The organism is Halorussus sp. AFM4 (assembly GCF_051194995.1).
In the GTDB taxonomy this organism is placed as follows: domain Archaea; phylum Halobacteriota; class Halobacteria; order Halobacteriales; family Haladaptataceae; genus Halorussus.
In genome coordinates, this window is sequence record NZ_JBNTJT010000004.1 from 440,160 (window position 1) to 457,279 (window position 17,120).

Genomic DNA, 17,120 nt, shown 5'->3' on the forward strand with positions numbered 1-17,120 from the left:
CCCATCTCGTACGCCGGAACGGAAAACGAGTGAGCGACCGGGTCGGTCAGCCCAGGTACGCCACGGCGTCCATCTCGACCGCCACGTCGCCGGGGAGCCGCGACACCTCGACGCAGACCCTCGCGGGCGGGTCGCCGGGGAACATCGCGCCGTAGGCCTCGTTGACCCGGTCGTAGTCGTCGAGGTCGGTGAGGTAGACGGTCACCTTGACCACGTCGTCGAGGCCGTCGCCGCCGGCCGCGTCGACGACCGCGGCGACGTTCTCCAGCACCCGTTCGGTCTGTTCCCGCACGTCGCCCTCGACCTCCTCGCCCGTCCCGGGGTCGACCGGGCCGTACCCCGAGACGTGGAGGGTGTCGCCGGCCCGGACGCCCTGCGAGTAGGGGTTGTCGCTGCGCGGTGCCTCGTCGGTGACGATCCGCTCGGTGTGGCTCATCTGTGGCTGTGGAGTCCGGGTGTCGGTGTCAGGCGCGCTGCTTCGGTTCGGCGACGACGTCGCGGATCACGTCCGTGATCACGTCCATCGCCGTCTCGGCCAGCTCCTCGGTGATGACGAGCGGCGGGAGCAGCCGGAGCACGTTGCCGTGGCGGCCGGCCTTCCAGACGAGGACCCCGCGCTCGTAGCACCCCCGCTGGACCGCGTCTGCGGCCTCGTCGTCGGGGTTCCCGTCGGCGTCGACGAACGGCGCGCCGACGAACAGCCCCTTACCGCGGACCTCGCCGATGCGGCCGGTGTCGGCGGCGACCTCCCGGAGGCGGTCCTGGATGTACTCGCCGACTCCCCGGCCGTGGGCCAGCAGGTCGCGCTCCTGGACGTACTCGATGGCGCGGGTGCCGGCCCGCATCGCGACGACGTGGCCGCGGTAGGTGCCGGCGTGGTCGCCCGACCCCCAGGTGTCGAGCTCCTCGCGGTACATCGTCGCCGACAGCGGGAAGCCGACCCCGCCCAGCGCCTTGGCCGAGGTCATCGCGTCGGGGGTCACGTCGTACCACTCGCTGGCCCACCACTGGCCGGTGCGACCCAGCCCGCTCTGGATCTCGTCGAAGACCAGCGTCACGTCGTTGTCGTCGGCCAGATCGCGTAGCCCCCGCAGGAACCCCTCCGGCGGCACGACGACCCCGCCCTCGCCCTGGATGGGCTCGACGAAGATGCCCGCGGGGTTGGCCAGCCCGCCGTAGGGGTCCTCCAGGATGGCCTGGACCTCCTCGAGCGCGCGGTCGACCGCGGCCCGGGGGTCCTTCCCTTGCTCGAACGGGTCGGGGTACGGCGCGTGGACCACGTCGCCGAGCAGCGGCGTGTAGCTGTCCTTGAACCCCTTGTTGCCGGTGAGGCTCATCGCGCCGCTGGTCGCGCCGTGGTACGCGCCCCGGAACGCGATGAGGCCGTCGCCGCCGGAGTTGTACTTCGCGAGCTTGATCGCCGCCTCGATGGCGTCGCTCCCGGTCGGGCCGCCGAAGACGACCTTGTTGTTCCCGGCGAGCGCCCCGGGCGCGATCTCGTCGAGCTTCTCGATGAGCTCCAGGCGGGCCTCCGTCGGGAAGTCGACGGTGTGGACCAGCTTGTCGGCCTGCTCGTGGACCGCCTCCAGCACGTAGGGGTTGGTGTGGCCCACGTTCAGCACGCCGATGCCCGCGAACATGTCGATGAAGGTGTTGCCGTCGACGTCCCGCACGGTCGCGCCCTTGCCCTCCTCGAAGGCGACGGGGATGTCCTCGGGGTAGGCGACCGCGCTGCTGTCGATCTCCCGCTGCTTCTCCAGCAGCCGCGTCGAGTTCGGTCCCGGCACCGCGTCCACGCTCGGTGCGTCGTCGTAGTGGAGTTCGTCGATGGGTGGTCCGGCCGTCATACGAGAACGCATGGGAAATAGTCGTAAATAGTTTATCCACGGTTTCCACGCATGGCGTACACAGAAACTGATTCAGTGTCGGGTCGGTCGTCCGGTCCGGCGAGCGCGGGCGGAGTCCACGCTCGCCTCCTCGTTGCGCCCGCCTCCTCGTCGAACGGCCGGGAACGGGCGCCCGGCCGGACGCTCGGTCCCGCCGCGGCGGCCGACTCAGTCCCGGAGCGCCTCGACCGGGCGCTCGTTGGCGGCCTTCCACGCGGGGTAGATGCCGCTGAGCACCGCCGCGCCGACGCCGAAGGCGAACCCGATCCCGATGTACCGGATGCCGGCGGCGGTGAACGCGAACGGGTCGCCCAGCAGTTGCTGGTTGATGAGCAGGCCGAGCCCGACGCTCAGGCCCGCGCCGATGACGGCGCCGACCACCCCGAGCAGGGTCGACTCCCCGAGCATCAGCCGGAGGATGTCGAACCGGCCGTAGCCGACCGCCCGGAGCACGCCGATCTCCTCGCGGCGCTCGATGACGCTCATCAGCTGGACGTTCAGGATGGAGATGCCCGCCACCAGCAGCGAGATGCCGCCCACGCCCAGCAGGAACAGGTTGATGGTCGACATCTGCCGGTTGAACTGCCGGATGGTCTCCCTGAAGTCGATGATGCGATACCGCTCCTCGCGGCCGAAGCCCAGGCGCTCGCGCAGCAGCATCGCGGTCTCGTTGGCCTCGTTGGGCGAGTCGGTCCGGACGTGGACCTGGGTGTACCCCTCGCCGTCGAACGTGCTGATGGGCACGAGGATCCCGGTGTCGAGGCTGCGGAGCGCCCCGGCGCGGGGCTGGTCCGCCAGCACCGCCGCGACCCGGTAGGACCGGTTGCCGAGCCGGATGCTGTCGCCGGGGCCGACGTCGTAGTCCTCGGCGGTGTCGTGGCCGACCACCACCTGCTCGCGCCAGGGGTCGGGTATCGACCCCCGCGCCGCCGAGACGAACCGCGTGGGCTCTTCCATCCCGTAGACCGAGACGGTACCGGACGTCCGGAGGTGCTCGAACTCCTCCTCGCGCTGTTTCAGCCCGTACACGGCGTCGTCGCCCTCGACGTTGGCCTTCACCTTCGAGACCTGGTTCGGCGAGAGCAGCCCGCCGGCGTCCTCGCCGGGCACGACGAGCACGGTCTTGCCGAACGACGCGCCCTGGAGGAACGAGAGCTTGAAGGCGACGCCGAACACGCCCAGCGACGAGATGGCGACCACGCCGATGACGACGCCCAGCATCGCGAGCGCCGACCGGGTCCTGGCCCGCGAGAGGTTCCGGCGGGCCAGCATCGCCAGCGGGAACCGCTCGAACAGCCAGTCCATCATGCGTGCGTCCCGTCGGTCATGTCAGCTCCCCGTCGACGAGCTCGACCGTCCGGTCGGCGAACTCGGTGACCTGTTCGTCGTGGGTGACCGCGACGACCGCCACGCCCTCGTCGGTGATGCGGCCGAACTCCGCGAGCACCTGCGAGCCGGTGTCCCGGTCGAGGTTCCCGGTCGGCTCGTCGGCCAGCAGGAGGCCGGGGTCGTTGATCAGCGACCGCGCGACCGCCACCCGCTGCTTCTGGCCGCCCGACAGCTCGCCGGGCAGGTGGCCGACCCGGTCGCCCAGCCCGACCCGCTCGAGCAGTTCGGTGGCCCGGCGGTGGGTCTCGGCCCGATCGCCGTCCAGCAGCCGGGGCACCTTGACGTTCTCGACCGCCGACAGCGTCGGGATGAGGAAGAAGTCCTGGAACACGAACCCGACCGTTCGCTTGCGGAGCCGGGTCCGCTCGGCGACCGAGAGCCCGCCGATGGCCGTGCCCTCGACCGTGACGGTGCCCTCGGTCGGGGTGTCGAGCAGCCCGAGCTGGTTGAGCAGCGTCGACTTGCCGCTCCCGCTGGGACCGACGACGGCGACGAACTCGCCGGCCCGGACCGCGAGGTCGATGCCCTTCAGCGCCCGGAGCACGCCCTCGCCCGAGTCGTACTCCTTGACCAGGTTGCGCGCCCGGATGACGGCCTCGCCGTCCCCGTCGCCCGCCTCGGCGTCGGGGGCGGGTCCGTTATCGGACTCGGGCTCGGGGGCGGCCCCGTCGTCGGCGGCGTCGCCGTCTGGAGCGGCCCCGTCGTCCGCGCCCGTTCGGGCGGTCACGGAACCGTCGTCAGTCACCGCGGACCCACCTCCAGCCGGCCGCGAGCGCGACCACCGCGACCAGGCCGACGCCGAGCAGCGCCAGCGGCGGGCCGGAGCTCGAGTTCGCGGGCTGCTCCGGGGCGGTCTCGGGCACGTCGTACTCGATCGGGACCGTCCGGACCCGCCGCACGCCGTCGACGATGTAGGTGACCCGCAGCGGGATCGTCACCGTCGAGGCGTTCGCGGTCAACCGGGCCCGGACCTTGAACGAGCTGAAGTCGCTGGCGGGGATCTCGCCGACGAAGTACTCGGCGGTCGACTGGCCCGGGCCGACGTCGGCGTTCGACCCGACGCCGACGACCGCGCTCAGCACGTCGGTCGTGCCGACGTTGCTCGCGCTCCCGGTCACCTGGAGCGTCCGGCCCCGCCGGGTGACCGAGACGCCAGTGAGGTTGACGGCGCCGGGGTTCGACAGCTCGGTGAACGTCGGCGTCAGGCGCCGGCTGACCGACCGGTGGGTCCCGTTGGCGGTCGTGTACTCCAGGGCGGCGGTCAGGTTGGCGGTCCCGCCGGTGTCGCCGGTCACGTCGAAGGCGAACGTCTCGGTCGTCGTCGCGGCGAGCCGGGCGAGGCTCCGGCGGTTGTCCTCGACCGTCACCTCGTCGCTGGTCAGCCGGAGCTCGACGTTCCGGATGCGCTCGTCGATGCCGTTGGTCAGCGAGACGTTCAGCGTCGTCTGGCCGCCCGAGACGGTCGGCTCGGTCGCGACCGACAGCAGCGGGTGGGGGTCGTACACCGTGACGTCGACCGGGTGGACCACCTGGTAGTCGTTGCCGTCCTCGTTCCTGAACGTCACGTGGACGTAGAGGGTGTGGTCGCCGGCCCGGTCGAGCTCCATCGACTGGTTGTTCCGGAGGTGCCCGCCCGACCAGAGCCGCCTGTCGGGCTCGTCGGCGACGACCTTCTCGCCGCCCCGGGTCTCGCGGACCTCGACGCTCTCGACGAACACGCTGCCATCGCCCGCGGCGACGTTCTCGACGTGGGTCGTCAGGGTGAAGTTCGACCCGGCCTCGGGCTGTGTCTCGTTGAGCTCGGTGCGGATCGACACCAGCGTCGGGACCGACGCCGCGCGCGCGGTCGCTCCGTCGACGACGGCAGCGTCGACGGCCTGGCCGGCGCTCGCGGCGTCGTCCGCCAGATCGACGGTCGCGGCGTCGGCGGTCGGGGCTGCGCCCACCGCCGCGGGGACCGCACCGGCGGTCGCGGCCGAGAGGACGACGAGGAGACCGCAGAGCAGTCGTGCACCGTTCATCGCGCCGCCCTCCGGCGTTCCGCGCGACGGTCGCGCGCGTTCGGGGGCTCGGCTGCGGCGGGGGTCGGATCTCCGGCGGGGGACCCGGAACGGGCGCCGACCGACCCGGCCGCGCGAACCGCCGCCGGCCGGTCGGTTGCGGCACCGCTCCGTTCATCGTCGATTAAAGACATGTGTCTCGACTTTCACTCTCGATGCTACAGTTAAGAATCTTAGGATTTCGACGTGATTCCCGCCGACAGGACGTGGAACGGCCGGACACGCCATTCCGTCTGTTACCGATTCTCGACACGTCGCGGACTCGGTCCCGCGCTACTCGGCCTCGACCGGCAGGTCGTACTCCCGCGCCCGGCGGCGGATGGCGTCGGCGTCGCCGGTCCGCAGCTCGCCGTCCTCGTAGACGACCTCGCCGTCGACCATCGTGAACGCCACGTCGTCGCCGTGGGCCGAGAAGACCAGATGGGAGTAGACGTCGTGCAGCGGCGTGGCCCGCGTGACGTCGGTGGTCAGCCCGACGACGTCGGCCGTCCACCCCTCGCGCAGCCTGCCGACGTTCTCGAAGCCGGCGGCTTTCGCGCCGTTCTCGGTGGCCATCCGGAAGACGAGCTCGGCCGGGGTGGTCGTCGGGTCGAGGTGCTCGACCTTCTGGAGCAGGCTGGCCTGGCGCATCTCGGTGAACGGGTCGAGCGTGTTGTTGCAGGGCGGGCCGTCGTTGCCCAGCGCGACGTTGATGCCCCGGTCGACGTAGTCCGGGATCGGCGCGATGCCCGAGGCGAGCTTCATGTTCGAGGACGGGCAGTAGGTGACGTGAGTGCCGGTCTCGGCAAGCACCTCGCGCTCGGAGTCGTCGGTCCAGACGCAGTGGGCCAGCACCACGTCCTCGCCGGTCAGGCCCACCTCGTCGAGCCAGTGGACGTTGCGCCGGCCGGTCCGCTCCTCGACGGTCGCGACCTCGTCGCGGTTCTCGCTGGCGTGGGTGTGGATGCGGACCCCGTCGTACTCGTCGGCCAGTTCGCGGGCGCCCCGCAGGCACTCCTCGGTGCAACTCACCGCGAACCGGGGCGTCACGGCGTACCGGATGCGGCCGCCGTGGCCGTCGTGGTACCGCCGGATCAGGCGCTCGGTCTCGTCGAGGCCCTCCTGCGTGTCCTCCAGCAGCCCGTCGGGCGACTCGGTGTCCATCAGCACCTTGCCCATCCGGGCCCGGATGCCGAGGTCGCCCGCGGCCTCGAACGCCTCGTCGGCGTGGCGGACCGACAGGTGGTCGATGGCGGTCGTCACGCCCGACTCCAGCAGTTCGAGGTAGCCCAGTTCGGCCGCGATGCGCATCCCCTCGGCGTCGAGGCCGGCCTCCATCGGCAGCACGTAGTCGAACAGCCAGTCCAGCAGCGCCGTGTCGTCGGCGATGCCCCGGCCCAGCGACTGGACCGAGTGGACGTGCCCGCCGACCACGCCCGGCGCGAGCAGGTCGTACTCGCGGCGCTCGCGGTCGGGGTAGGTCTCGACCAGCTCCTCGCGGTCGCCGACCGCGACTATCTCGTCGCCCTCCACGACGACCGCGCCGTCCTCAACCACCGTGTCGGCGTCGGCGACGACCGTTCCCTGAAGTAACATCCCGGCCCGACTATGGGGGAGTCCGGAAAATACCCATCGGTTTCGGGAGCGTCGCGCCGCCGGCGCCGGCGACGTTCCAGTCGGCGGCGCGGAATCGCGCGGGAGGCCACAATCGCTTTGGGCCACCGGTGAGACGTTGTGTGTGAGGTTATGAGTGACAGCAAACCCGGGGCCGTCCCGGCGGCGGGATGGCCCTTCGTGTACCTGACCGTCACGGCGCTCTGCCTCGGCCTCGTCGTCGGGCTGCACAGCGCGTTCCCCGGGTCCACGCCGCCCTCCCGACTCGTCGCGGTCGGCGTCGTCGGCCTCTACGCGGCCATCAGCGCGTTCCACTACTACGCGTCGGTACACCGACCGTCGAGCGTCGCCGTCCCGGTCAGGGAGCTCTGAGTCCCCGCGCCCCCGGGACCTCGCCCGCGAGGCCCGCCGCCGTCGTCCGGTCCGTCAGTCCGCGGTCGCCGTCCGACGCAGGTCGTAGGTCACGCCGGTCAGCTCCTCGGAGACCGCCCAGAGGCGCTCGGCCCGGCGGCGGTCGTAGGAGGCGTCGCTCGACTGCTGGACCGCGGGCCTGCCCCGGATGTTCACGAACCCGCCCGGCCCGACGTACTCCCCGCCCTCGATATCCGGCGCGGTGGCGGCGTACAGCATCGGGAGCGCCCCTCGCTCGGCCGACTGGGCGAGGACGGCGTTCGCGGCCTTCATCGCCCAGAGCCGGAGCGTCGACCCCCGCATCTCGGGGCCGCGGCGCTGGAGGTCGGTGGCGGCGTAGCCCGGGTGGCACGCCGCGCTGACCACGTCGGCGCCGGCGTCGTCGAGCCGGCGCTGGAGCTCGTAGGCGAACAGCACGTTCGCAAGCTTGCTCTGGGCGTAGGCGTCCCACTCGTCGTAGGACTCCTCGTGCTGGAGGTCCTCGAAGTCGATCTCGCCGCTCTCGTGGACGCCGCTGCTCTGTGTGACCACCCGGGTCTCGCCGGGGGTCGCCCGCAGCCGGTCGAGCAGCAGGCCGGTCAGCGCGAAGTGGCCGAGGTGGTTGACGCCGAACTGCGTCTCGAAGCCGTCCTCGGTCTCCCGGCGGGGGATCGCCATCACCCCCGCGTTGTTGCAGAGGACGTGGAGTTCGTCGTGGGCGTCGCGGAACCCGTCGGCGAACGACCGGACCGACGAGAGGTCCGCGAGGTCGAGGTGCGCGATCTCGAGCGACCCGCGCTGGCCGCCCCGCTGGTCCTCGCGCCGGATGCGCCGCTTGGCGTCCTCGCCCCGGTCCTCGCTCCGGCAGGCCATGACGACGTGGGCGCCCTTCCGGACGAACGCGCGGGTCGCCTCGTAGCCGAGGCCGGTGTTCGCGCCCGTGACGACGACGGTCCGGTCGTCCATCGCCGGCATCTGGTCGGCGGTCCACTCGCCGCGCCGGGTGAGAGCCATGTCCCGGCGTACGGGGGCGAGGCACTGAAACCCATCGCCGATGGCCCGCGCGGACCGCGGCCCGCCGATCCGTCTGCCCCCGATTGCACCTCTCGGTCGCCCCTCCGACCGCACCTACCCGTCGCCCCGCGCCACCACGAACCCGCGGCACAGCGGGCACACCACGACCGACCGCTCCTCGAACGTCGCGCCGCAGAGCGTGCAGACGTACTCTCCCCCGTCGCCGCGTCGCCGCCGCTGCGCGAGTCGACTGAAAATTCTCACAATGGGTTGACGCGACCGACGGAGAAAGGGGTTTTCGACCGCGGCTGACCTGTCGGCCCGCTGCCGGTTCCGGGACCCGAGGCGACCATTGTTCCGAACCGCGGATTTTTGCCCGCCGAGGCCCACCGTCAGACCGATGAGCGAAGAGCAGGGCGACGAGGGGCCGCCGACCGACCGCGAGTCGCCGGTCGGCCAGCCGGTCGTCCGCGGCGACGAGACCGTCACCGGGCGCGACGCCGAGCGGGCCAAGGCGTTCGACCCCTCCGACCCCGAGAGCGTCGCGCAGGCGGCCGAGACCGTCCGCAAGTTCGCCGAGAACACTGCCGGCGGCGAGGACAACGTCTACATGCTCCGTGGCGCGGCCGCCTGCGCCGCGCTGGTCCGGGGCGAGGGCTCGTACAAGGCCGCGGCCGAGCGCGCCGGCGGCGAGGTCACCGTCGCGTTCATCCGGAAGTGGGCCCGGGTCCACGACCTGCCCCAGTCCATCCGGCGGTACGTCGCCATGGGCCACATCGCGCCGACCGCGGCCAAGCACATCGCCCGGGTCGGCGGCGAGGACCGGTTCCAGCTGGCGTGGGCCGTGCTCGACGGCGACCTGACCGTCCGGGAGGTCAGGTCGGTCGCCAGCGCGGTCAACGGCGGCACGCCGGTCGAGCAGGCGCTCTCGGAGCACGGCGTCACGCCGGGCGAGATCGCGCTCCGGCTGCCGACCGACACCTACCGGGAGCTCCGCCGGACCGCGGCCATGGAGGGCAAGGAGCCGGACGAGGTCGTCGCGGAGGCGCTGGACGAGTCGCTCCGGTGAGCGCGACCGGCCGGCGCTCGGTCGGCGCCCCGACGGATCACTCGATGCCGAGCAGCTGCAGGGCCTGTCGGATGTGGTAGTTCTTCGTCTCCGCGTCCTCGGCGGCCAGCGCCACTTCCAGGTGTTCGACCACGCGCTCCGCCGACGGTGGTTCGCCCATACCCGAGCGACGACGCAGGCGCAGTTAATGGCCTCGTTCGTCGAACGTACAGAACGGTGTTGACGGAAATGAACGGTCGCGAATCGCGGGTATCCGGACGTTACTCCGCCCGACAGCCGCGTACGGACGGTCTAATTTGGAACCTAACCCCGCGGGAACTCACCGCGCGCGCAGGAACTCCGCCGCGGCGTCCGCGAGCACCTGGCCCGCGGTCAGCACCTCCGACCACGCCACCGTCTCGTCGGGGAAGTGGGCCTGCTCGATGTCTCCCGGCCCGAACATCACGGTCGGGACGCCGGCCTCGATGTACCACCGGGCGTCCGCGCCGTAGGTCGCTCCCCGGGGCTCGGCGTCGTCGAGGTCGCTGGCCGCCATCGCGCGCTGGACGGCTCCGACCACGGGTTCGTCGGGGTCGATCTCGGAGGGCTCGAACTGGACCGAGAAGCGCTCGAACTCGGGCGGGTGGTCGGCCAGCCAGTCGTCCGCGGCGACGAGTTCGGCCAGCCGGTCCTCGAAGACCGCCTCGACCTCGGCGACGGTCTCGCCCGGCGCGACCCCGATGCGGAGCTCGGCGGTGAGCTCGGCCGGGACCGACGACGCCCAGTCGCCGGCCTCGACGCGGCCGATTACCACGGGCCACGACACGGGGAACGCCTCGTAGAGCGGGTGGGTGACGGTCTCGCCGCGCTCGGCTTCGAGGTCGCGGAGGGCCCGGCGGATCTGCTCGAAGTACGGGAGCACGTCGACCCCGCGCCACCGGGTCGCGGCGTGGGCAGACCGGCCCTCGATGCGGAGGCGCTTCATCAGGCTCCCCTCGGAGGCGACGACCGGTCGGAGGGAGGTCGGCTCGGCGATGATCGCGGCGTCGCGCTCGAAGGGGTAGGGGTTCGACAGCGCGGCCGCGGCGGCGCCGACGCCGCCCTCCTCCTCGCCGGCCACGCTCTCGACGACGAGGCGACCGTCGAGGTCCGGGACCGAATCGTCGCCGTCGGTCCCGCCGCCCTCGACGGTCTCGTGGAGGTGCTTCGCCGCGAAGACGCAGGCCGCGAGGCCGCACTTCATGTCGACCGCGCCGCGGGCGGTCAACTGCTCGCCGTCGTCCTCTCCCTCGCCGTCGCCTTCGCGCCACGTCGGCTCGAAGGGGTCGCTCGACCACGACTCGCGGGCGGCCGGGACGACGTCGACGTGGCCGTTCAGCACGAGCGTCGGCCCGGCGTCGGGGTCGCCGAGTTCGAGCACCCCGCCGACGCTGGGGCGCCCCTCGGCGGGAATCTCGCCGGGGTCGTCCGGGAACGACGGGTGGTCGGCCAGTTCGGCGGCGTCGGCGGTCCACTCGTAGGTGTCGAACCCCAGGCTGTCGAGCCGCTCCCGGACGAACGCCTGGGCGGGCGCCTCGTTCCCGCCGGTGGTGTCGTATCGGAGGAGGGAGGTCGCGAACTTCCGGAGGTCGGCGTCGCGCTCGCGGGCGAAGTCGTTCATACTGGTGTCGAGCGAGGAGGTCGGGGTAAAGGTTCCGACGCGTATTCCGGTCTTCGTGTGGCTGTCCCGCCCGACGTCCGCGACGTCCCCAGTGAATGGTAAATGTTTAACCCCGCCGGACGCAACACCGACTGAGGGCTGGTAGCTCAGTTAGGCAGAGCGTCTGGCTTTTAACCAGACGGTCAGGGGTTCAAATCCCTTCCAGCCCGTGTTTCCTTTCCGCGAGTCACTCCGCTAGTGACTCCCCTTTTACTCAACTTCTGCAATGAGCGAGGCCAATAGTTATTGGCTGGATAACGACAACGCCGTCTCGTCAGCGCCGCGAGCTACTGCCGTCACCGCTGTCCCGCAACCGCGACCGCAGGCCTCACGCCTCCCCGGCCTCCTCGCTCACTAGGTTCGCTCGTCCCTCGCGCGCTCGGCGCGGCATGAAGCCGCGCCACCACGCGCCGAATATAACGTGGGGTTCACGCGAAAATGCCCCTGCTCCCCGCTCTGCCAAGGAGCGAGTCCCGGCCCTCAGACCTTCTCGAAGTCGCTGGTCACGTTGCCGTCGCGGTCGAGGTCGATGATGGCGTCGAACAGCCCCATGAACTTCTCGACGTGCTCCTCGTCGTGGACGCCCTTCGACAGGTGGAACAGCCCCACCGCGTCGTGTTCGCGAAGCAGGCCCAGGATCTGGCGGACCACGTCGCGGACCCGCGACTCGTCGGCGTAGTAGGCCATCTCGGTGATGGAGTCGAGGCTGATGCGGCGCTTGCCCTCCGTGTTCTCCAGGAACCGCCGGGTGACCTCCAGCACGCCCTCGAGGTCGTCGGGCGAGGAGACGTAGTGGACGTTGTCGGTGCTCCGGCGGGAGTAGCCCCGCTCGATGCTCAGGGTGTCGAGGATCTCGGCCCTGCTCTCGTCGACGTCGTAGTGGTCGAGCTTCTGCTTGACCTCGCGGGCGGTCGTTCTGGTCGAGATGACGAGGAAGCGGTCGGTGTCGGTCTTGAGGAAGTCGGTGTCGATGCGGTCGGTCTCGCCCGTGCTCGGATGCAGGAGGAGGACGCCGGTCCCACCGGGAATCGCGTCCGGCGTGTTCTCGATGGCGAGTCGATAATCCATACGGTCTGGTATTACGTGGCTGGGACTTAAGACTGCGGGTGAACCGACCCGGCGCGGACGAGTCGACCCGGCGAGCGCACGCCGACCGGACGCGGCCCGGGACGGCCGACCCGGGTCCGCCGGGCGGGCAGTCAGAACACGCTGTCGGCCGTGGCGGCGCCGACCACGCTGAACACCGCGCCGATACTGATGGCCTTGAGCGTCGTCGCCACGGTCACGACCGAGGGCCCGCCGCCGTTGTACGTCCCCTCGAGGAAGGTGTCTGGGGCGCCGAACGACAGCGAGAGGATGGCGACCGACCCGTACGACACCAGCATCAGCGAGACGAACCGGGTCGGGATCCCGGCCACCTCCGACTCCCGGTCGGGGTCGCGGTCGTCGTCGGCCTTGTAGAGCGCCCCGTACCCGATGAGGAACACGATGAGCACCGTGGCGACCGCCTGGAACCACGTCATGTCACGCGCCAGGCTCCACACCTCCTCGGTGACCACGAACGGTCCCGCCAGCAGGAACCCCCCGACGATCTGCTGGGCGGAGTCCGCCAGCGCGTAGCGCTTCTTCGAGCCGACCATACGCGACGTGATACGCCGCGTAGATAAAAGGCTCCTGCCTGAGCGTCGTTTCACTTCCAGTTACAAGCACTTGTATCGCGAACGAGCGCCGTGAGAGCTTTGCTCTCATGAGCGTTCGTTCGCTTGGCTCACGAAGACGACGCGAGTGAGCGGGCCGGGAGGCCGTTCCGAACCCGTTTTGTCCGTGGCACGTCTCGCTCCCGGCATGAGCGTCCGCGAGGAGTTCGACGAGTGGGCGGCCGACGGCCGCGACAGGGGAATGGAGGACCGCCACTGGCACACCGCCAAGTACGTGCTCGCCCGGATGCCGGTCGAGGAGGGCGACACGGTGCTGGACCTGGGCACCGGCAGCGGCTACGCGGTCCGGGCGCTCCGGGACACCCAGCGCGCCGGCCGGGCCTACGGGCTCGACGGCTCGCCCGAGATGGCCCGCAACGCCCGGGGGTACACCGACGACCCGCGGGTCGGCTTCCTCGTCGGCGACTTCGACCACCTGCCGTTCGCCGACGACAGCGTCGACCACGTGTTCACGATGGAGGCGTTCTACTACGCCAACGACCCCCGCGAGGCCCTCCGGGAGGTCGCCCGGGTCCTCCGGCCCGGCGGCACCTTCTACTGCGCCGTGAACTACTACGAGGAGAACGTCCACTCCCACGAGTGGCAGGACAACATCGACGTGGAGATGACCCGCTGGTCCGCGGCCGAGTACCGCGAGGCGTTCCGTGAGGCGGGGCTGTCCGTCGCCGAGCAGGACAACGTCCCCGACCGCGACACCGAGATCCCCGACGAGAGCGCGTTCCCGACCGACGACTGGGAGAGCCGCGAGGCGATGGTCGAGCGCTACCGGGAGTTCGGCACCCTGCTGACGGTCGGCGTCGCGCCCTGAGGCGGCGCCGGCGCGCGACGGAACCGCCGGAAGCAGCCGGATTGTTGCCTCATCACAGGCGAAACGCCTATCTCAGCGGGTCACCAGAGCCAGTGTAATGGGACACTGGTCGCGTCTCGTCTCGACGCTCGGTGGGGACCGACTCGTCGCCGTCTGGGGCGGACTGTACGTGTTTTTGGCCACGGCGCGGGCGGGGTTCGTCGTCGCCACCGGCAGACCGACGCTCGCCGCGGTCGTCGACTTCCTGCTGGTCGGCGGTCCGGGCGCCATCCTGCTGTACGGCGGCCTCCGACTCCCGGGTTCGGACCTCGACCCGGAGACGTACCCCCGCGTCGCGGCGTGGTGCGTCGCCGGGTTCGTCGCGACGCTCGGCGTCATCGAACTGCTCTACCTCGAACCCGGCGTCACCATCGCCTACCCGCGGTGGTCGTTCACGCTCGGCGCGGCGGTCGGCACCGCCGCCGGCTTCGGCATCGGCGTGAACGACGCCCGCGCGGTCACCCGGGCGAAGCAGGTCGAGCGACGCAACCGAGAGCTGGAGCGTCAGAACGGTCGGCTGGAGAGCTTCGCCCGGATGGTCGCCCACGAGCTCCGGAGCCCGCTGACCATCGCGAAGATCTATCTGGACCGGACCGCCGAGGGCGACGCCGACGCGGCGGCCGAGGTCGAGCGGGCGCTCGACCGCATCGAGGAGATGATCGAGGTCGTGCTGGTCACCGCCCGCGGGAGCGACGCCAGCATCGACGCCGAGCCCGTCTCGATCGCCGACGTCGCGACCGAGGCGTGGGCGACCCTCGACTTCGGCCGCGCCGACCTCGTCGTCGAGACCGACCGGACGGTCCTGGCGGACCCGATCCACGTCCGGCACCTGCTGGAGAACCTGTTCAAGAACGCCGTCGAGCACGGTTCGACGGACCCTCGCTCGCGAGCCGGCGCGGACGCGGAAGACGGCTCCGGCGACCGCCGGCCCCGCGACCCCGACGCGCCGGAGTCCGGCGTGACGGTCCGGGTCGGCTCGCTGCCCGGCGGGTTCTACGTCGAGGACGACGGGCCCGGCATCCCCGAGGACGAGCGCGAGGCGGTGTTCGAGGCCGGCCACACCACCGACGAGGACGGCATCGGTCTCGGACTCACCTTCGTCTCCCAGCTCGTCGACGCCTACGGCTGGGACTGTGCGATCACCGAGGGCGAGGCCGGCGGGGCGCGCTTCGAGTTCACGAACGTCGACACGGTCCCGGCCGCGCAGCGAGCGGCCTGACCCCGCTCTCGATGGGACTGCGGTTCCTCGGACTACCGCACCGTCACGCCTTCTCGCCCGCCCGGATCTCGACGTCGAGCCAGTTCTCCTCGGGCGGGAGCGGGCAGGCGAACGTCTCGCTGTACGCGCAGAACGGCGAGTACGCCAGGTTGAAGTCAAGAACCATCTCGGAGCCGTCCTCGAGGTCGCCCTCGGTCTCGAACTCCATGTACCGGCCGTCGCGGTAGGTCTGCTGGCCGGTCGTCTTGTCGCGGAACGGGACGAACAGGCCGTCCTCGTCGGCCTCCTGTCGGTAGCCCGCGAGCTCGTGGGCCTCGCCGTCGAGCTCGAAGTGCAGCGTGGCGACCCGGAGGTACCGCTGGGGCGGGCCGGCGCTCACCTCCATCTCGACGGGGTCGGGCCGGTCGTGGACCTCGACGGTCGCGGTCACCCGGTAGTCGGGGTCGGGATCGAAGTAGTCGAGTCCCTCGAAGTCGTCGCGCTCCTCGGGCGGGATCGGCGACTGGGGGTGCTCGGCGAAGAACTCGTCCTTCTCGGCGCGGTGGGACTCGAGTTCCTCGCGCCACGCCTCGACGTCGAACTCCTCGGCCGTCGCGTCGTCGGTCGCAGTGTCGCTCATGGCCGGTCCTTGGCGGTCGCGCCGGGTAACGCTTCTCATCGCTGCGGAAGCCGAGTGAAGGGACTCGGGTGGGACTGAAAGGGGCCGGCCGGTCGCGTGCAGTTAAGTCGCCTCTGCGGGCAACTGTTCGCGGCGGGCGGTGCGGAGAGCCGCGAATATCCCGCAGAGTCGTTCGAAAATCTCCGATTTTCGTGATCACGAGAGAGCGGAGCTCTCTCGGACGACGACCGCGACCGGGCGGGGGCTTTCGAAGCTGACTCCGTCCCCATTCGATGACCTTGCTGGACTCCTCGTCGAATACGTTCAAGCTAGCTACTCCCGTCGCCGCTGTACCGCCCAGCCCCGAACTGCGAACCTCATACCTCCCCAGCCTCCTGCGTGCTCGGCCGGAGGCCTGCGCTCCTCGTCACTCGGGCGCCTGGCGCGGCTTCGTGCCACGCTACCACGCGCCGACTGCATCCCGATTCGGAACACGCCCCATCCCGACCTTCCCCGACGAGAACGCGGTCCTTTTCCCGTCGCCCTCCCTATCGCGGGTATGAGCAAGCGAGAGCAGTTCCTCGCGGGCGAGCGCCCCGAGGACGTGGCGCTGTTCCTCTCGGACTCGTTCGTCGAGGGCGAGGGCGACGGCCTGGCGAAGCACGGCGAAGAGGTCGAGGACGGCGTGGTGCTGGTCGTCGAGGGCGACCAGGGCCGGAGCGTGTTCAAGACCGCGACCGGGATGGACGCGATGGGGTTCGCGAAGCGGGCGATGGGCACCGAGGGCGACGTCGCGCGGGACCTCTCGGGCGGCGCCTGCCCCGAGTGCGACGGGGCGGTCGAGTTCGTCTTCGCCTTCGCCGAGGAGCAGAACGAGGAGGTCGGCGACCTCTACGCCGAGGGCGACGTCGTCCACGCCTACGCCTACTGCGACTGCGGGACGGCCTACTCGGACAAGTGGGTCGCCGACGAAGGGTAGGTTCTGTTCCTGTTTTCCCTGCCGCGGTTGTGGCAGTCGGTGGCTCGCCGGTCATCGAAGACGCGATAGTCGCTTCGAAAGCCCCCGGGCGCTCGACGACCCGCGGCTCGCTGCGCGCTTCCCTCGCTCCCTCCGGTCGCTCGGTCCAGTGCTTGCGTCGCCGGGGGCCGGTCGAGCGCCCGGCCCCTTTCAGTCCACCCAGACCGTAGTTGGTGGCACTGGGCGCTTCCCGGTTGACTGTCTCACCGAGCGCCAGCTGTTGGTGTCACTTTGCTGACGAACCTCGAACCACCGACCGTCGCCGGCCCAAGTCGTTTTCCCGCTGTCGCCCGGAGGGTCGCCATGAGCGAGTACGAGCGAGTCCCCCTCGAACCGTGGAGCGCCGTCGCCGACCACCTCCGGGCGTTCGCGGCCGAGGGCGAGGCCTCGGAGAGCGGCGAGGGCATCGAGATCGCGGTCGGGGACTCGACCTTCCTCGTCGCCAGGGACGGCCGCGTCCGGGCCGAGATGCCGCTCCACGAGTTCGAGGCAGGTGACGTCGACGCGCTGTACTTCGACCACGACCGCGGCGCCGTCCGGGTCGAGGCCGGCGACGTCTCCTACAAGTTCCGGAAGCCGCGGTAGTCCGGACGTGGCTCCCGTCACCCCGGTCGCGCGGTGGCGTCGTAAACGGTTTCGTC

The 17,120-nt window shown here is 70.9% G+C and carries 19 protein-coding genes and 1 tRNA gene; 7 read left to right on the forward strand and 13 right to left on the reverse strand.

Going from position 1 to position 17,120, the window contains the following annotated elements; genetic code table 11:
- Positions 1-46 precede the first annotated feature (46 nt).
- The 6 genes from ACQUQF_RS19635 to ACQUQF_RS19660 form a co-directional block, all read right to left on the reverse strand.
- Positions 47-436 carry a Rid family detoxifying hydrolase gene (locus tag ACQUQF_RS19635; protein ID WP_435180834.1) on the reverse strand — a complete coding sequence of 130 codons (390 nt, stop codon included), beginning with the start codon at positions 434-436 and terminating at the stop codon, positions 47-49.
- Positions 437-464: 28 nt separating this feature from the next.
- Positions 465-1,847, reverse strand: coding sequence for an aspartate aminotransferase family protein (locus ACQUQF_RS19640; RefSeq protein ID WP_435180835.1), 1,383 nt, complete (start codon positions 1,845-1,847; stop codon positions 465-467).
- Positions 1,848-2,054: 207 nt separating this feature from the next.
- Positions 2,055-3,194, reverse strand: coding sequence for an ABC transporter permease (locus ACQUQF_RS19645; protein WP_435180836.1), 1,140 nt, complete (start codon positions 3,192-3,194; stop codon positions 2,055-2,057).
- Positions 3,195-3,210: 16 nt separating this feature from the next.
- Positions 3,211-3,864, reverse strand: coding sequence for an ABC transporter ATP-binding protein (locus tag ACQUQF_RS19650; RefSeq protein WP_435180950.1), 654 nt, complete (start codon positions 3,862-3,864; stop codon positions 3,211-3,213).
- A 148-nt stretch (positions 3,865-4,012) separates the two neighbouring features.
- Entirely contained in the window at positions 4,013-5,296 is a 1,284-nt protein-coding gene (locus tag ACQUQF_RS19655; protein ID WP_435180837.1) for a hypothetical protein, read from the reverse strand.
- A gap of 312 nt (positions 5,297-5,608) precedes the next feature.
- A complete protein-coding gene (locus tag ACQUQF_RS19660; RefSeq protein WP_435180838.1) occupies positions 5,609-6,910 on the reverse strand; it encodes a 5'-deoxyadenosine deaminase in 1,302 nt (433 codons plus the stop codon).
- Positions 6,911-7,060: 150 nt separating this feature from the next.
- Here ACQUQF_RS19660 and ACQUQF_RS19665 point away from each other — a divergent pair, with 150 nt between their 5' ends.
- Positions 7,061-7,300 (forward strand): hypothetical protein, encoded by a 240-nt coding sequence (locus tag ACQUQF_RS19665; RefSeq protein WP_435180839.1) that lies wholly within the window; start codon positions 7,061-7,063, stop codon positions 7,298-7,300.
- A 54-nt stretch (positions 7,301-7,354) separates the two neighbouring features.
- Here ACQUQF_RS19665 and ACQUQF_RS19670 read toward each other — a convergent pair whose 3' ends face one another.
- Together ACQUQF_RS19670 and ACQUQF_RS19675 are read right to left on the reverse strand one after the other, a co-directional pair.
- On the reverse strand, positions 7,355-8,332 hold the full coding sequence (locus ACQUQF_RS19670; RefSeq protein ID WP_435180840.1) for an oxidoreductase: 978 nt from the start codon (positions 8,330-8,332) through the stop codon (positions 7,355-7,357).
- 114 nt (positions 8,333-8,446) lie between these two features.
- Entirely contained in the window at positions 8,447-8,596 is a 150-nt protein-coding gene (locus tag ACQUQF_RS19675; RefSeq protein WP_435180841.1) for a hypothetical protein, read from the reverse strand.
- Between the two features lie 136 nt (positions 8,597-8,732).
- Between ACQUQF_RS19675 and ACQUQF_RS19680 the strand changes: the two genes are divergently transcribed.
- Positions 8,733-9,401: a DUF7119 family protein gene (locus ACQUQF_RS19680; RefSeq protein ID WP_435180842.1), complete on the forward strand. Its 669-nt coding sequence runs from the start codon at positions 8,733-8,735 to the stop codon at positions 9,399-9,401.
- A 37-nt stretch (positions 9,402-9,438) separates the two neighbouring features.
- Here ACQUQF_RS19680 and ACQUQF_RS19685 read toward each other — a convergent pair whose 3' ends face one another.
- Both ACQUQF_RS19685 and ACQUQF_RS19690 read right to left on the reverse strand, forming a co-directional pair.
- Positions 9,439-9,561, reverse strand: a complete 123-nt coding sequence (locus ACQUQF_RS19685) for a hypothetical protein (protein WP_435180843.1) — start codon at positions 9,559-9,561, stop codon at positions 9,439-9,441.
- A 159-nt stretch (positions 9,562-9,720) separates the two neighbouring features.
- Complete coding sequence (locus ACQUQF_RS19690) at positions 9,721-11,040, reverse strand: M20/M25/M40 family metallo-hydrolase (protein WP_435180844.1); 1,320 nt, start codon at positions 11,038-11,040, stop codon at positions 9,721-9,723.
- 135 nt (positions 11,041-11,175) lie between these two features.
- Here ACQUQF_RS19690 and ACQUQF_RS19695 point away from each other — a divergent pair.
- Positions 11,176-11,249, forward strand: a tRNA-Lys gene (locus tag ACQUQF_RS19695).
- Between the two features lie 310 nt (positions 11,250-11,559).
- On the opposite strand, the gene ACQUQF_RS19700 is transcribed toward ACQUQF_RS19695, so the two are convergent.
- Both ACQUQF_RS19700 and ACQUQF_RS19705 read right to left on the reverse strand, forming a co-directional pair.
- Positions 11,560-12,147 (reverse strand): DUF7090 family protein, encoded by a 588-nt coding sequence (locus tag ACQUQF_RS19700; protein ID WP_435180845.1) that lies wholly within the window; start codon positions 12,145-12,147, stop codon positions 11,560-11,562.
- Between the two features lie 131 nt (positions 12,148-12,278).
- The gene (locus tag ACQUQF_RS19705; RefSeq protein WP_435180846.1) at positions 12,279-12,719 is read right to left on the reverse strand and encodes a DUF2391 family protein; all 441 of its coding nucleotides are present in this window, start codon (positions 12,717-12,719) and stop codon (positions 12,279-12,281) included.
- Positions 12,720-12,924: 205 nt separating this feature from the next.
- Between ACQUQF_RS19705 and ACQUQF_RS19710 the strand changes: the two genes are divergently transcribed.
- The gene (locus tag ACQUQF_RS19710; protein WP_435180847.1) at positions 12,925-13,605 is read left to right on the forward strand and encodes a class I SAM-dependent methyltransferase; all 681 of its coding nucleotides are present in this window, start codon (positions 12,925-12,927) and stop codon (positions 13,603-13,605) included.
- Positions 13,606-13,702: 97 nt separating this feature from the next.
- Positions 13,703-14,863 carry an ATP-binding protein gene (locus ACQUQF_RS19715; RefSeq protein WP_435180848.1) on the forward strand — a complete coding sequence of 387 codons (1,161 nt, stop codon included), beginning with the start codon at positions 13,703-13,705 and terminating at the stop codon, positions 14,861-14,863.
- 43 nt (positions 14,864-14,906) lie between these two features.
- On the opposite strand, the gene ACQUQF_RS19720 is transcribed toward ACQUQF_RS19715, so the two are convergent.
- The gene (locus ACQUQF_RS19720; RefSeq protein ID WP_435180849.1) at positions 14,907-15,482 is read right to left on the reverse strand and encodes a DUF1684 domain-containing protein; all 576 of its coding nucleotides are present in this window, start codon (positions 15,480-15,482) and stop codon (positions 14,907-14,909) included.
- A gap of 538 nt (positions 15,483-16,020) precedes the next feature.
- Here ACQUQF_RS19720 and ACQUQF_RS19725 point away from each other — a divergent pair.
- Both ACQUQF_RS19725 and ACQUQF_RS19730 read left to right on the forward strand, forming a co-directional pair.
- Entirely contained in the window at positions 16,021-16,440 is a 420-nt protein-coding gene (locus tag ACQUQF_RS19725; protein ID WP_435180850.1) for a DUF5807 family protein, read from the forward strand.
- 342 nt (positions 16,441-16,782) lie between these two features.
- Complete coding sequence (locus ACQUQF_RS19730) at positions 16,783-17,064, forward strand: hypothetical protein (RefSeq protein WP_435180851.1); 282 nt, start codon at positions 16,783-16,785, stop codon at positions 17,062-17,064.
- Positions 17,065-17,120 lie beyond the last annotated feature (56 nt).

Bases quoted from the DNA above. Each gene is read 5' to 3' on its own strand.
- ACQUQF_RS19635 (WP_435180834.1), bottom strand. From the start codon at position 436: ATGAGCCACACCGAGCGGATCGTCACCGACGAGGCACCGCGCAGCGAC.
- ACQUQF_RS19640 (WP_435180835.1), bottom strand. From the start codon at position 1,847: ATGACGGCCGGACCACCCATCGACGAACTCCACTACGACGACGCACCG.
- ACQUQF_RS19645 (WP_435180836.1), bottom strand. From the start codon at position 3,194: ATGATGGACTGGCTGTTCGAGCGGTTCCCGCTGGCGATGCTGGCCCGC.
- ACQUQF_RS19655 (WP_435180837.1), bottom strand. From the start codon at position 5,296: ATGAACGGTGCACGACTGCTCTGCGGTCTCCTCGTCGTCCTCTCGGCC.
- ACQUQF_RS19660 (WP_435180838.1), bottom strand. From the start codon at position 6,910: ATGTTACTTCAGGGAACGGTCGTCGCCGACGCCGACACGGTGGTTGAG.
- ACQUQF_RS19665 (WP_435180839.1), top strand. From the start codon at position 7,061: ATGAGTGACAGCAAACCCGGGGCCGTCCCGGCGGCGGGATGGCCCTTC.
- ACQUQF_RS19670 (WP_435180840.1), bottom strand. From the start codon at position 8,332: ATGGCTCTCACCCGGCGCGGCGAGTGGACCGCCGACCAGATGCCGGCG.
- ACQUQF_RS19680 (WP_435180842.1), top strand. From the start codon at position 8,733: ATGAGCGAAGAGCAGGGCGACGAGGGGCCGCCGACCGACCGCGAGTCG.
- ACQUQF_RS19685 (WP_435180843.1), bottom strand. From the start codon at position 9,561: ATGGGCGAACCACCGTCGGCGGAGCGCGTGGTCGAACACCTGGAAGTG.
- ACQUQF_RS19690 (WP_435180844.1), bottom strand. From the start codon at position 11,040: ATGAACGACTTCGCCCGCGAGCGCGACGCCGACCTCCGGAAGTTCGCG.
- ACQUQF_RS19700 (WP_435180845.1), bottom strand. From the start codon at position 12,147: ATGGATTATCGACTCGCCATCGAGAACACGCCGGACGCGATTCCCGGT.
- ACQUQF_RS19705 (WP_435180846.1), bottom strand. From the start codon at position 12,719: ATGGTCGGCTCGAAGAAGCGCTACGCGCTGGCGGACTCCGCCCAGCAG.
- ACQUQF_RS19710 (WP_435180847.1), top strand. From the start codon at position 12,925: ATGAGCGTCCGCGAGGAGTTCGACGAGTGGGCGGCCGACGGCCGCGAC.
- ACQUQF_RS19715 (WP_435180848.1), top strand. From the start codon at position 13,703: ATGGGACACTGGTCGCGTCTCGTCTCGACGCTCGGTGGGGACCGACTC.
- ACQUQF_RS19720 (WP_435180849.1), bottom strand. From the start codon at position 15,482: ATGAGCGACACTGCGACCGACGACGCGACGGCCGAGGAGTTCGACGTC.
- ACQUQF_RS19725 (WP_435180850.1), top strand. From the start codon at position 16,021: ATGAGCAAGCGAGAGCAGTTCCTCGCGGGCGAGCGCCCCGAGGACGTG.
- ACQUQF_RS19730 (WP_435180851.1), top strand. From the start codon at position 16,783: ATGAGCGAGTACGAGCGAGTCCCCCTCGAACCGTGGAGCGCCGTCGCC.